This window comes from Pseudomonas hormoni, from assembly GCF_018502625.1.
Lineage (GTDB): Bacteria > Pseudomonadota > Gammaproteobacteria > Pseudomonadales > Pseudomonadaceae > Aquipseudomonas > Aquipseudomonas hormoni.
The window spans coordinates 4,644,585-4,657,899 of sequence record NZ_CP075566.1; the positions used below are offsets into that span (position 1 = coordinate 4,644,585).

Annotated in this window: 15 protein-coding genes; 8 read left to right on the plus strand and 7 right to left on the minus strand. The window is 59.7% G+C overall.

What is annotated here, in order from left to right; translation table 11 throughout:
• Positions 1-189: 189 nt before the first annotated feature.
• Positions 190-774, minus strand: a complete 585-nt coding sequence (locus KJF94_RS21585) for a YajG family lipoprotein (RefSeq protein WP_214378629.1) — start codon at positions 772-774, stop codon at positions 190-192.
• Between the two features lie 206 nt (positions 775-980).
• On the opposite strand from KJF94_RS21585, the gene KJF94_RS21590 reads away from it, so the two are divergent.
• Together KJF94_RS21590 and mqo are read left to right on the plus strand one after the other, a co-directional pair.
• Complete coding sequence (locus KJF94_RS21590; RefSeq protein WP_214378631.1) at positions 981-1,214, plus strand: hypothetical protein; 234 nt, start codon at positions 981-983, stop codon at positions 1,212-1,214.
• A 737-nt stretch (positions 1,215-1,951) separates the two neighbouring features.
• Entirely contained in the window at positions 1,952-3,460 is a 1,509-nt protein-coding gene (mqo, locus tag KJF94_RS21595) for a malate dehydrogenase (quinone) (RefSeq protein WP_214378633.1), read from the plus strand.
• Positions 3,461-3,651: 191 nt separating this feature from the next.
• Here the strand turns inward: mqo and KJF94_RS21600 are convergent, their stop codons facing one another.
• From KJF94_RS21600 to KJF94_RS21615, 4 genes are all read right to left on the minus strand, one after another.
• A complete protein-coding gene (locus KJF94_RS21600; protein WP_084320437.1) occupies positions 3,652-3,939 on the minus strand; it encodes a PA4642 family protein in 288 nt (95 codons plus the stop codon).
• 63 nt (positions 3,940-4,002) lie between these two features.
• A complete protein-coding gene (locus KJF94_RS21605) occupies positions 4,003-4,488 on the minus strand; it encodes a hypothetical protein (protein ID WP_214378635.1) in 486 nt (161 codons plus the stop codon).
• A 171-nt stretch (positions 4,489-4,659) separates the two neighbouring features.
• Positions 4,660-5,133, minus strand: coding sequence for a WbuC family cupin fold metalloprotein (locus KJF94_RS21610; protein ID WP_214378636.1), 474 nt, complete (start codon positions 5,131-5,133; stop codon positions 4,660-4,662).
• A 3-nt stretch (positions 5,134-5,136) separates the two neighbouring features.
• Positions 5,137-5,694: a hypoxanthine-guanine phosphoribosyltransferase gene (locus tag KJF94_RS21615; protein ID WP_109634772.1), complete on the minus strand. Its 558-nt coding sequence runs from the start codon at positions 5,692-5,694 to the stop codon at positions 5,137-5,139.
• A 164-nt stretch (positions 5,695-5,858) separates the two neighbouring features.
• Here KJF94_RS21615 and upp point away from each other — a divergent pair, with 164 nt between their 5' ends.
• Positions 5,859-6,497, plus strand: a complete 639-nt coding sequence (gene upp, locus KJF94_RS21620) for a uracil phosphoribosyltransferase (protein WP_008025893.1) — start codon at positions 5,859-5,861, stop codon at positions 6,495-6,497.
• Between the two features lie 2 nt (positions 6,498-6,499).
• Complete coding sequence (locus tag KJF94_RS21625; RefSeq protein WP_008025891.1) at positions 6,500-7,774, plus strand: uracil-xanthine permease family protein; 1,275 nt, start codon at positions 6,500-6,502, stop codon at positions 7,772-7,774.
• Between the two features lie 155 nt (positions 7,775-7,929).
• Here KJF94_RS21625 and hemH read toward each other — a convergent pair whose 3' ends face one another.
• Together hemH and KJF94_RS21635 are read right to left on the minus strand one after the other, a co-directional pair.
• Entirely contained in the window at positions 7,930-8,955 is a 1,026-nt protein-coding gene (gene hemH / locus KJF94_RS21630; protein ID WP_214378638.1) for a ferrochelatase, read from the minus strand.
• Between the two features lie 13 nt (positions 8,956-8,968).
• Entirely contained in the window at positions 8,969-9,871 is a 903-nt protein-coding gene (locus tag KJF94_RS21635) for a TIGR01777 family oxidoreductase (protein WP_214378640.1), read from the minus strand.
• Positions 9,872-10,067: 196 nt separating this feature from the next.
• Between KJF94_RS21635 and KJF94_RS21640 the strand changes: the two genes are divergently transcribed.
• From KJF94_RS21640 to KJF94_RS21655, 4 genes are all read left to right on the plus strand, one after another.
• Positions 10,068-11,054 (plus strand): NAD(P)/FAD-dependent oxidoreductase, encoded by a 987-nt coding sequence (locus KJF94_RS21640; protein ID WP_214378642.1) that lies wholly within the window; start codon positions 10,068-10,070, stop codon positions 11,052-11,054.
• The gene (locus KJF94_RS21645; protein ID WP_214378644.1) at positions 11,051-11,266 is read left to right on the plus strand and encodes a TIGR02450 family Trp-rich protein; all 216 of its coding nucleotides are present in this window, start codon (positions 11,051-11,053) and stop codon (positions 11,264-11,266) included. Before KJF94_RS21640 ends, KJF94_RS21645 begins: the two co-directional genes overlap by 4 nt.
• 127 nt (positions 11,267-11,393) lie before the next feature.
• A complete protein-coding gene (locus KJF94_RS21650; protein WP_214378645.1) occupies positions 11,394-12,353 on the plus strand; it encodes a YbgA family protein in 960 nt (319 codons plus the stop codon).
• Complete coding sequence (locus KJF94_RS21655; protein WP_214378647.1) at positions 12,353-13,294, plus strand: MerR family transcriptional regulator; 942 nt, start codon at positions 12,353-12,355, stop codon at positions 13,292-13,294. Before KJF94_RS21650 ends, KJF94_RS21655 begins: the two co-directional genes overlap by 1 nt.
• The last annotated feature ends 21 nt before the right edge of the window (positions 13,295-13,315 follow it).

Here is a 13,315-nt window from a genome sequence, read left to right on the forward strand (position 1 = left end):
CCCTCCTGTGGGAGCGAGCCTGCTCGCGATGAGGGCTCAACATTCAACATTACAGTCGTCTGACACGCCGCCATCGCCGGCAAGCCGGTCTCGCTCCCACAAGGGATGGCGGCAGGCCCACCAAAATAAGCAGGCACAAAAAAGCCCGGAGCCATTGCTGGCACCGGGCTTTTTTCAATCCAGCGAAAATTACTCGCCGAGAATCTGACCAATCGTCGGGTCCTTGAACAGACGCGTCAACGCGTCGCTCAACACATCGCTGACCAGCTTGGTGTTGGTTTCCTGATTTGGCGCCATGCCAAAACGCTGATCCAGCGACGCACCATAACGTCCGCTGTAGCGGCGGTTGGCGTTCTGTACGTCGGAGCGGAAGGTCGCGCCGATGGTTGCCTCGGTCACGTACATGCCTTCCTTCGGCGACTGATACTTCAGCTCGGCCAGGGTCACCGTCAGTTGCGGAGCATTCATCGCATTGGATGTCGGGGTAAAGCCCAGCAAACGCACGGCCGCTTCGGCCTGGGCCTGCAACTTCGGCAGGATCTGCGCGCCCTGCACCGTGATCGCACTGGTCTCCGGATACAGACCGCCACGGGTGCCCAGGGTTGGCGAAGGACGACCGTCCACCACACGCACCACCACTGGCTGACCATGGCCGACCGGCGCCAGCTGAGTCGTGAGCTTGGGTTCCGGGTTCAGTTGTTGCGGGCTGTGGGCGCAGCCAACCAGGGTCAAACTGGTCACAGTGATCAAACCGAACAACAGGCGTTGCAACATGCTCTTCTCTCCAGAATCAGGCACAAACAGGCCGGCAGTATAGCGGTGCGCCATCGTCGCTAACTAGCACCTCGCAGTGAATACTGAAATGTCTGACAAACCCTTGGGAAGCCGGTTCCTGTCACACAGATGTCACCGCCCATACACTTGCATGTCACGGCGCTCTGACAACCTTCACGGCAGTCACCCCTTCAAGGTACTTTGCCATGCGCCACCTGATCTCGCTGTTTGCTCCACGCCCATTGCATCGCTGCTTCGCCCTGCTCGACCGCAATGGTCATTGCCAGGCATTCAAGCAGTGCAGCCTGCAGCCGATGGGCGATGGCTGGGTCGAAATCGAAGAAATTCGCCTCAACTGGCTGCACCATCCCCTGCCCGCCAGCGCCCGTGTCAGCCAGCACCAACCGCGCGCGCGGGCGCAGCAGCTGTTGGCCAGCTGACCAGACGCCTAATAAAAGTCATTAAACACGCCCATTTCCCTGCGTTTCTTAGATACAATCTCCCCCCGATTATAAGGACGTCTCCTGATCGGGCCTCGCAGCATCGTCAATGCTTCGGTATTGGCACCCCGCACCGCCCACAGAGAGCCGCCCACACAGATCGAGTGAAGCTGGCGCGCTTGCTGTTCCTTGAGCAAAACCCCCACTTTTCGCGAATCTGCAGAGCTGTCATTACGCTCGGTCACTGAGCTGTTTGCCCGTTTTGCCTGTCATGTATCCCATGGCGGCAATCCATCCGGGCACGGTGCCAGGCTGGGGCAGCCCTTTTTTGAGGTTCACGTCTTCAAAAGAGCGTGAAAAAAACGGGTTTTCACAACTTCACAAGAGTGTGGCGAGCAAATGAATAGTTTTGCGTCTGAATATGCACCATTAGCGTCTGGAACAGCCCAACGACACAGGACCGAGTATTCCTCGAACACCGGAGCCTGAAGCCTGTCCGCTACGGATTTGGTTGCACAAACGGATGTCTCGACCATAAGTCGAATTGCCAGTCGCGCGTTGAAATGAGTTCATAGACCTCATTGACCCGGCCGGTAGCCTCCGTCGAAGTTGCGATAAATTGCGAAGATTCGGACATGGCGACACTGCCATGAGTACCAGGGGCATCACTGACTCGCCCCGGAACGCCTGGCAGCCATGCCGACAATTTGGTGCTGCAGATTTTGGAGACGCGTTAAATGGCGCATAACGAAGCAGTCGACGTAGTACTGGTTGGGGCCGGCATCATGAGTGCCACCCTCGCAGTACTGCTCAAAGAGCTCGACCCCGCGATCAAGCTGGAAGTCGTCGAGCTGATGGATTCCGGTGCCGCGGAGAGTTCGAACCCGTGGAACAACGCCGGTACCGGTCACGCCGGGCTGTGTGAGCTCAATTACACGCCGCAGGCCGCCGACGGCACCGTCGACATCAAGAAAGCCGTGCATATCAACACCCAGTTCGAGGTGTCGAAGCAGTTCTGGTCGTACCTGACCAAAAAAGGCACCTTCGGTTCGTGCAAGTCCTTCATCAGCCCGGTCCCGCACCTGAGCTTCGTGCAAGGTGACAGCGGCGTGTCCTTCCTCAAGGAACGCTTCAACGTGCTGAGCAAGCACCACGCCTTCTCCGACATGGAATACACCGAAGACAAGGCAAAAATGGCGGATTGGATGCCATTGATGATGCCTGGTCGTCCGGCTGACGAAGTCATCGCCGCCACCCGCGTGATGAACGGCACCGACGTCAACTTCGGCGCGTTGACCAACCAATTGCTCAAGCACCTGACCAGCGCACCCGATGCCCAGGTCAAGTACTGCAAGCGCGTGACAGGCCTGAAGCGTAACAACGGCGGCTGGACCGTCAGCATCAAGGACGTCAACAGCGGAAACTCCCGCGAAGTCGACGCGAAGTTCGTCTTCCTCGGCGCGGGCGGTGCGGCATTGCCGTTGCTGCAAGCCTCGGGCATCGAAGAAAGCAAAGGCTTCGGCGGCTTCCCGATCAGTGGCCAGTGGCTGCGTTGCGACAACCCGGAAGTGGTCAAACACCACCAGGCCAAGGTGTATAGCCAGGCCGCCGTGGGCTCGCCACCGATGTCCGTGCCGCACCTGGATACCCGCGTGGTCGATGGCAAGAAGTCTCTGCTGTTCGGACCTTATGCCGGCTTCACCACCAAGTTCCTCAAGCACGGCTCCTTCATGGACCTGCCGATGTCGGTACGTGCCGGCAACATCGGCCCGATGCTGGCCGTGGCGAAAAACAACATGGACCTGACCAAGTACCTGGTCAGCGAAGTGATGCAGTCGATGGAGCAACGCCTGGATTCCCTGCGTCGTTTCTACCCTGAAGCGAAAGCCGAAGACTGGCGCCTGGAAGTGGCCGGCCAACGGGTGCAAATCATCAAGAAAGACCCGAAAAAGGGCGGCGTCCTGCAGTTCGGCACCGAACTGGTCGCGGCCAAGGACGGTTCCCTTGCGGCACTGCTCGGCGCTTCGCCAGGCGCGTCGGTGACCGTTTCCATCATGCTGGAGCTGATCGAGAAATGCTTCCCGACCAAAGCGTCCGGCGAGTGGGCTGCCAAACTGGCGGAAATCTTCCCGGCCCGTGAAAAGGTTCTGGAAACCGATGCTGCGCTGTATCGCAAGATCAATACGCAGAACAACATCGCGCTGGAACTGGTTGAAGAAAGCAGCGAGACCCCAAGCTACGCTTGATCGTCGCGCATAAAAAACGCCCCGTTCTCATTGAGAGCGGGGCGTTTTTTTATGCCGGTGAAACAATCCCTGTGGCGAGGGAGCTTGCTCCCGCTGGGCTGCGAAGCGGCCCCAAAATTCTGCGAACGGCGTAGATTTTGTGAGCGCTGCGCGCTCAAGCGGGAGCAAGCTCCCTCGCCACAAAGCCTGGATCAGCCGCGAGCTTTGTCGATCAGCTCGATGTACTCGGCCGCGTTGCGCTGATCCTTGATCAGGGTCACAAAGTCATTGCCGTGCTCATCCTTGCCGTTCAAATCCAGACCGGCTTCAACAAAGAACGTCAGAAAACGCTCGAAGTCGTCGATGCGCAGGCCACGGTAAGCCTTGATCAGTTTGTGCAGGGACGGCGAAGTGGCGTCGACCGGTTCGAAATCGAGAAACAACTTGATCTGCTCATCGCCGATCTCGTCACCAATCACTTGCTTCTTATCTTTACGCATTGCCGACTCCAGCTCGCAGACATTTCACGGGGCGGGCAGTTTACCCCTCACTGGCCGCCAGGCTCAACGCGGACGAACGGCGCCGGTGTGCAGATCGGCCCAGACATGACCATTGGCGTAGCTGAGGAACTGACAATACACCGTGTCATTGCGCAACAAGTCGATCACCACGCGGTACTGCGCCATCGGATAAAACAGCGTCAGGGTTTTGGTCTTGTTGTCGTAGATCGGCTTTTTCAGGCTTTTGCTTTCGCCATCGAAGTTGACCAGCACCTGATTGATGGTCGCGCCCTTGTTCAAGGATTTGCCCTTGAGGCGGATCAGCAGCGGAGACGTCACCGGGATCGGCTGCTGGGTGGACTGGCGCTGACTGCCGACCACTACCGAATATTCGGTGACCTGCAGCAGTTGTTGCTGCTCGGGTTCGGCGTCACGCAGGGTCAGGTCATCCGGCGGCAGGAACTGCGCATGCATCGGTGCCGGCGCGGCGGCCAGGGGCAGGCTGAGGGTCAGCAACAGGGCGGCGCAACTGCGGATCAAAAGGCTCATGACAGGCTCCGGAGGGCGGGGCCGAGCACTCTAGCATGTGTACATGGAAGTGGATCTGTGAACACGATCCATTGTGGGAGCGAGCCTGCTCGCGATAGCGTCGGCACATCCAACATAACGTTGTCAGATAGACCGCTATCGCGAGCAGGCTCGCTCCCACAGGGGGGTGTATCAATCGAACTGAGCGCGCATCCAGGCCTGGTACTCGGCCACACCCGGCTCGCCTTCACGCGGCGCCCAGTGAGCAAGCTCACCTTCGCCAACCGGGCGATAAGGCCCGGCCTTGCACTCGAACATCAGACTGTCGGCTTCCAGCACCACCAAACCATGAAACACTCCGGTGGGCAGGTCGACACCCACACAGTCGCCACCGGCCTGCAGGATTTGCTTGCGCACCACCACACCGGCCTCATCGAAAATCAGCACGCCAAGCCGCCCTTTGAGGACCAACAAGGTTTCAGCCTTGTTGTCCCCCAGATGCCGATGAGGCGGGATGTACGTGGACGGCTGCAAACCCACCGCCATGCGATGGCAAGCCTCTTCCATCTGATGGAAGTTGTGATGCTGCCGTCCACGCGGATTTGCCGCAGCCTTCCCGGCCAATTCATTGAACAAGGATTGATCAAGAAAGCTCGGCCCGCTCATTGCTTACATCCCTTTAACGGCGAAAATTCCATTGGCATTACGCCAGTAGCCTTTGTAGTCCATGCCGTAACCGAAGATGTAACGGTCAATGCACGGCAGGCCGACGAAATCGGCTTTCAGGTCCGGGCGAGCCTTGCGGTCGTGGTCCTTGTCGATCAGCACGGCGGTGTGCACCTTGCGCGCGCCAGCGTGTTTGCAGAAGTCGATGATCGCGCCCAAGGTGTGACCTTCGTCGAGGATGTCGTCGATGATCAGCACGTCACGGTCGATGAACGACACTTCAGGCTTGGCTTTCCAGAACAGGTCGCCGCCGCTGGTTTCGTTGCGATAGCGGGTGGCGTGCAGGTAGGACGCTTCCAGCGGGAATTGCAGGTGGGTGAGCAGCTTGCCGGCGAAAATCAGGCCGCCGTTCATCACACAGAACACCACCGGATTTGTGTCAGCCAGTTGTTCGTTGATGTGCGCACCGACGCGGGCGATGGCCGCCTCGACTTCAGCTTCGGTGTACAGGCAGTCAGCCTCTCGCATGATTTGACGGATATGCTCGAGATCAGCGGACATGGCGCTCTCCAGGGGGGACGGGATTCGGGAAAAGCGGGCAAAGGTACGCATCCCGCACGGCCAGATCAAGCGTTTGTGGACTAACGTACTCTATGTCTATAGGACAACACCCTCGGATAGATTAATCTAGGCCGGTTTTTTTGCCCGCCGCCGGAGCCTTTCCCATGCCCATCCTCGAGATCCGCCATCCGCTGATCCGTCATAAACTTGGCCTAATGCGCCGCGCAGACATCAGCACCAAGAATTTCCGTGAGCTCGCTCAGGAAGTCGGCGCCCTTTTGACCTATGAAGCCACCAAAGACCTGCCCCTGGAATCCTACGACATCGAAGGCTGGTGCGGCACCGTGTCGGTCGAGAAAATCGCCGGCAAGAAGATTACCGTGGTGCCGATCCTGCGCGCCGGTATCGGCATGCTCGAAGGCGTGCTCAGCCTGATCCCGGGCGCCAAAGTCAGCGCCGTGGGCGTGGCCCGCAACGAACAGACGCTGCAAGCCCACACCTACCTGGAAAAACTGGTTCCGGAAATCAACGAACGCCTGGCAATGATCATCGACCCGATGCTCGCCACCGGCAGTTCCATGGTCGCCACCATCGACCTGCTGAAAAAAGCCGGTTGCCGTGACATCCGCGCCATGGTGCTGGTTGCCGCGCCGGAAGGCATCGCCGCCGTGGAGAAGGCTCACCCGGACGTGACCATCTACACCGCTTCCATTGACGAAAAACTGAACGAACACGGTTACATCATCCCCGGCCTGGGCGATGCCGGTGACAAGATCTTCGGCACCAAGCAGAAGGACGCGTGACCATGCAGCAAGAGTTCAACGATCCGCTCTGGCGCACGGTGCTGTCCGGCGCCCAGATGCTGTTCGTGGCGTTCGGCGCACTGGTGTTGATGCCGCTGATTACCGGCCTCGACCCGAACGTGGCGCTGTTCACGGCGGGCCTGGGGACGATTCTGTTCCAGATCGTCACCGGGCGTCAGGTGCCAGTGTTTCTCGCATCGAGCTTCGCCTTCATCACCCCGATCATTCTCGCCAAGGGCCAGTTCGGCCTTGCGGCGACCATGGGCGGCGTGATGGCGGCCGGTTTCGTCTACACCTTCCTCGGCCTCGCCGTGAAGATCAAAGGCACCGGCTTCATCGACCGCTTGCTGCCACCGGTGGTGATTGGTCCGGTGATCATCTCGATCGGCCTGGCCATGGCGCCGATCGCCGCCAACATGGCGATGGGCAAGGCTGGCGATGGTAGCGAGCTGATTCATTATCAGACCGCCATGCTGATCTCGATGCCAGCGCTGCTGACCACCCTGATCGTCGCCGTGTTCGGCAAAGGCATTTTCCGCCTGGTGCCGATCATCTCCGGCGTGCTGGTAGGTTTTGCGATGGCGTTCTATTTCGGCGTGGTTGATACCGCGAAGATTGCCGCTGCACCGTGGTTCGCGATCCCGAACTTCACCGCGCCGGAATTCAACTGGCAGGCGATTCTGTTCATCGTTCCGGTAGCCCTGGCTCCAGCCATCGAGCACATCGGCGGCGTGATCGCCGTCGGTAGCGTGACCGGTCGCGACTACCTGAAAAAGCCCGGCCTGCACCGCACCCTGCTCGGCGACGGCATTGCCACCACTGCAGCCGGTTTGTTCGGCGGTCCGCCCAACACCACGTACGCCGAAGTGACGGGCGCGGTGATGCTGACCAAGAACTACAACCCGAAAATCATGACCTGGGCGGCGATCTTTGCCATCAGCCTGGCGTTCATCGGCAAGTTCGGCGCGCTGCTGCAAAGCATTCCGGTGCCGGTGATGGGCGGGATTCTGTGCCTGTTGTTCGGTTCGATTGCAGCGGTGGGGATGAACACCCTGATTCGCCACAAGATCGACCTGGGCGAAGCGCGCAATCTGGTGATTGTGTCGGTGACGCTGGTGTTCGGGATTGGCGGTGTGCTGGTCGGCACCGGCACCGGCCCGGATGACTTCGGCCTCAAAGGCATCGCGCTGTGCGCGGTGGTGGCGATTGCGCTGAACCTGTTGCTGCCGGGGAATGACAGCTGGAAGCACAAGAAGGCGGATGAGCCGCTGCTCTAAACCTTGACGCGACACCCTGTGGCGAGGGAGCTTGTCGGATCGCCGCACCGTCCCGCTTGAGTGCGCAGCACTCACAAAATCCTCATCGACTGCGAGAATTTTGGGGCCGCTTCGCGACCCAGCGGGAGCAAGCTCCCTCGCCACAGTGGTGCTAATTACAGCGCCAATGGCGCTCTTTCGCACAAAGTGTTCAACGCCCGCGCCCACTGCGGATCATCATTGAGACACGGCACCAGCACCAACTCATCTCCCCCCGCTTCGCGGAACAGTTCTCTCCCACGATCGCCGATTTCCTCAAGCGTCTCGATGCAATCGGCAACGAACGCCGGGCACATCACCAACACCTTCTTCACGCCCATTCCCGCCAGTTCATCGAGGCGCGCTTCGGTGTAGGGTTCGATCCATTTCGCCCGACCCAATCGCGACTGAAACGACACTGACCACTTGCCATCCTGCAAGCCCATGCGCTTGGCAAACTCGGACGCCGTGCGCAGGCATTGGGCGCGGTAACACGTCGCCAGTACTTCTGGTGAAGCGTTCTGGCAGCAATTATCGCCTTTGAAACAATGATGCCCTGTCGGATCGATCTTGGTCAGGTGCCGCTCCGGCAAACCGTGGAAGCTCAGCAGCAGGTGATCATGATCCTGCTCCAGATGAGGCCTGGCGCTGGTCACCAACGCATCGAGGTATTCCGGCTGATCGTAGAACGGCTGGAGAATCGAGAACTGCACGTCGAGTTGCTTCTCCCGCACGACCCGCAGGGCTTCCTCGATCACCGTAGTTACGGTGCTGTCGGCGAACTGTGGATAAAGCGGCGCGAGGGTAATTTTCTTGTGGCCCTGGGCAGCGAGCTGCACCAGTTTCGATTCAATTGACGGCTCGCCGTAACGCATTGCCAGTTCCACCGGCCCGTGGGTCCACTGTGTGGCCATGGCCTGCTGCAAGCGACGGCTGAGTACCACCAGCGGCGAGCCCTCCTCCCACCAGATCGAGGCGTAGGCGTGGGCCGACTGCTCCGGGCGCTTGATCAGAATCAGCGAGACCAGCAAGCGTCGCACCGGCCACGGCAGGTCGATCACATACGGGTCCATCAGAAATTGATTGAGGTAGCTGCGCACATCCGCCACCGAGGTGGAGGCAGGTGAACCCAGGTTGACCAGAAGCAACGCGTGATCGGTCATGCAACGTCCTATTTCAAAGGCGGCTGGACAGGTCGTCCAGGGCCGCGCGCAAATCAGTGAACTGGAATGTGAAACCCGCTTTCAGCAAACGCGCCGGCACGGCTTTCTGGCCGCCCAGCAACAGCAATGACAACTCGCCCAGACACACCTTCAACGCCAGGGCCGGCATGGGCATGAATGCCGGGCGATGCAGCACGGCGCCCAGCGTGCTGGCAAACTCACGATTGCGCACCGGTTTGGGTGCGCAGGCATTATAAGGACCGCTGGCGTCTTTCTGATGCAGAAGAAAATCAATCACGGCGATTTGATCCTTGATATGGATCCACGGCATCCACTGCCGACCATCGCCAAGAGGCCCGCCCAGCGCCAGTTTGAAAGGCAACAACAGCCGCGACAAAAAGCCGCCCTCGGCGGACAACACCAACCCCGTGCGAATCAGGATCACGCGAATGCCCAAGGCCTCGGCACGTTGTGCGGTTTCTTCCCAGGCAATGCACAACTGACTGGCGAAATCGTCGATGACGGGTGGAGATTCTTCAGTCAATTCCCGCTCGCCACCGTCGCCGTACCAGCCCACGGCGGAGCCGGAGATCAACACCTGCGGTTTCTGTTCGCGGGTTTCGAACCAGGCCAGCAGGGTTTCGGTCAGGGTAATGCGACTGCTCCAGAGCAAGGCTTTGCGCTTGGTCGTCCAGGGTCGGTCGGCAATCGGGGCACCCGCCAGGTTGATAATCGCGTCCACCGGTTCTTGTCCGAGGTCTTCCAGCCGCGCGATACCACGAACTTCTGCACCGCAGATTTTTGCGACTTTTTCAGGTGTCCGACTCCATACCGTCAGACGATGTCCCTGGCTCAACCAGTGTCGGCAGAGTTGACGTCCTATCAAACCAGTACCGCCGGTCAGCAATATGTGCATGACTTCTTCCTCGCGTGGCGTTTTACCCTGATCACTAGTCTATTTTTATAAGCAGGGATCTTTGATATCGGGCAGGCTCTGTTGATAACAATAGGCCAAGCTGTCAGAACGAGAACGCTAAAAGTTATACCGAAAAACAATATTGTACAGGTTTCATCCACGGCGTAGTCTGTACAGAAAGGTAAACGAGGCCCCTATGACTGTACCCATCGCAATCATCGGCACCGGCATCGCCGGACTCTCAGCCGCCCAGGCCCTTGCGGAGGCCGGGCATGTCGTTCAACTTTTCGATAAAAGCCGCGGCAGTGGCGGACGCATGTCGAGCAAGCGCAGCGACGCGGGGGCTCTGGACATGGGCGCGCAATATTTCACTGCCCGCGATCGCCGCTTCGTCACGGAAGTCCAACGCTGGCAAGCCAACGGCTGGGTCGCCGAGTGGACGCCGCTGCTCTACACCTTCCACGGCGGCCAGCTCAATCTGTCGCCGGACGAACAGACGCGCTGGGTCGGCACGCCGCGCATGAGCGCCATCACTCGCGGCCTGATCGGCGATTCGCAAGTGCAGTTCGCCTGCCGCATCACCGAGGTCTATCGGGGTGAAGAGCACTGGCATCTGCAGGACGCCGAGGGTTTCACCCATGGCCCATTCAGTCACGTCATCGTCGCCACGCCCGCGCCTCAGGCGACTGCCCTGCTGGCCTCCGCGCCGAAGCTCGCCGGCGCCGCTGCCGGGGTAAAAATGGACCCGACCTGGGCGGTCGCACTGGCCTTCGATACACCGCTGGACACCCCCATGGAAGGCTGCTTCGTGCAGGACAGCCCGCTCGACTGGCTGGCGCGCAACCGCAGCAAACCGGGGCGTGACAACACGATGGACACCTGGGTGCTGCACGCAACGAGTGCCTGGAGCCGGCAACACATCGACCTGCCCAAAGAAGCCGTGATCGAGCAATTGCATGGCGCGTTCGCCGAACTGCTCCACAGCGCGATGCCGGCGCCCACGTTCAGCCTCGCCCACCGCTGGCTCTACGCCCGCCCCGCCAGCAGCCATGAATGGGGCACCCTGGCCGATGCCGACCTGGGCCTTTACGCGTGTGGCGACTGGTGCCTGTCGGGCCGCGTCGAAGGTGCATGGCTCAGCGGACAGGAAGCCGCCCGCCGCCTGCATGAACACTTGCAATGAACCGCATCAATCCGAGCAAATTGCTGCTGTCGAAATGGACAGCAGCCCACCCGCAAAACCGCGAAAAACATTTTCTGGTCACCGAGCTGTTCCGCGACGAGGAAGGCACGGTGCTGGACGTCGAATTGCAGGCGGTACTGACCCAGCGCAACCAACGCCTGAGTTGGCAAACCTTGAAAAACCGCGACACCTGGATCTCGGGCTGGAACTAGATCCTGTAGGAGAGCGATGCGGCGAAAAACCTATACAAATAATTTGACTTGTACACCTTTGAATCTATGATGGAGTCATGTTGTACAGAAATTGAATTCTGTACAGGTTTAGATTCGAGGTGCTCCGATGCCCCACGCCAGCGCGAAACCGAAAATCGCCATCAGTGCCTGCCTGATGGGCGCCGAGGTGCGTTTCAATGGCGGGCACAAGGAATCGCGGCTGTGCAGCCGCACCCTCACTGAGTATTTCGATTTCCTCCCGGTGTGCCCGGAAGTCGCCATCGGCCTGGGCATTCCTCGCCAGCCTATCCGGCTGGTCGGCGACGCTGAACACCCGGAAGCCCTCGGCACTGTTCACCCCGAACTGAATGTCACCCGGCCGCTGGCCGATTACGCCCGGCAGATGGCCGCCGAGCTGGACGATATCTGCGGCTACATCTTCATGCAGAAATCGCCATCGTGCGGACTGGATCGGGTCAAGGTCTACCACGCCAACGGTGCGCCGGTGGATGGGGGTGGCCGAGGCATCTATGCCCAGGCTTTCTGCGCGCTGTACCCGGACCTGCCGGTGGAAGAAGACGGCCGGCTCAACGACCCGGTGCTGCGGGAAAACTTCCTCACCCGCGTCTTCGCCTACAGCGCCTGGCAACAGTTGTTGCAAGCGGGCCTGACTCGCCGCGCACTGACGGAATTTCATTCGCGCTACAAATACCTGCTGATGGCCCATAACCCGGTGCAGTACAAAACCCTGGGCAATCTGCTGGGCAACATGGGCCAGATCGATCCGCAAGAACTCGGCCCACGCTATTTCAGCGAACTGATGGCGGCCTTGAAGAAGTGCGCCACGCGCCGCACTCACACCAATGTTCTGCAACACATCAGTGGTTACCTCAAGCAAGTCATCAGCGCTGACGACAAACAGGAAGTGCAGCACGTCATCGGCCAGTATCGCCACGGCATCGTGCCGCTGGTGGTGCCGCTCACGTTGCTCAAACATCATTTTCGCCAACACCCGGACCCGTACATTGCGCAACAGGTTTACCTGCAACCGCATCCGGAAAACCTTAGCCTGCGAAACGCGATCTGATGAAAACCCCACTCGACACCAGTGCCCGCGAAGACCTCGGCGCCGACTTCAAAAAAGCCCTCGATGAAGGCTGGCTGCCGATTCGTGAAGTGGCCCGGCAGACCGGCGTCAACGCCGTGACCTTGCGTGCCTGGGAACGGCGTTACGGTTTGATCGTGCCGCAACGCACGCCGAAAGGGCATCGGCTGTTCAGCGCCGAACACGTGCAACGCATCCTGACGATCCTCACCTGGCTCAATCGCGGCGTGGCCGTCAGCCAGGTCAAGCAACTGCTCGACACCCCGCAAGCCTTTAGCGAATCAGTCGAAAACGATTGGCAGGTGCTGTGCAACACGCTGCTGCAAGCGGTCACTCAACTCAACGAACGCACCCTCGATGACACCGTCAACCAGGCGATCGCGTTGTACCCGCCACGGACCTTGTGCGAACAACTGCTGATGCCGTTGCTCGCCGAACTTGAACAACGCTGGCAGGGCCAGTTTGGCGCGCAGATGGAGCGCGTGTTTTTTCACTCCTGGTTACGCAGCAAATTCGGCGCGCGCATCTACCATAACAACCGTCAGTTGCGCACCGCTCCGCTGCTGTTGATCAATCACTCCGACCTGCCGCTGGAACCCCATCTGTGGCTCACCGCGTGGTTGATCAGCAGCGCCGATTGCCCGGTGGAAGTGTTCGACTGGCCGTTGCCGTCGGGCGAGCTCGCACTGGCGGTCGATCACCTGCAAGCTCGCGGCGTACTGCTGTATTCCAGCAAAGCCATGAACCTTGCGCAGCTGCCGAAACTTTTCAACGGCGTCAGTTGCCCAAAAATGATTGCCGGACCAACGGTGTGCATCCACCACGCCGAGTTGTCCGTAAAAACTACAGAGATTGCTGACTTGTTCCTGGCCGAAGATCCGTTATCGGCGCATCAGGACCTGGTTCAGCGCGGGCTTATTTAAAAGAATCGTACGGACACCACC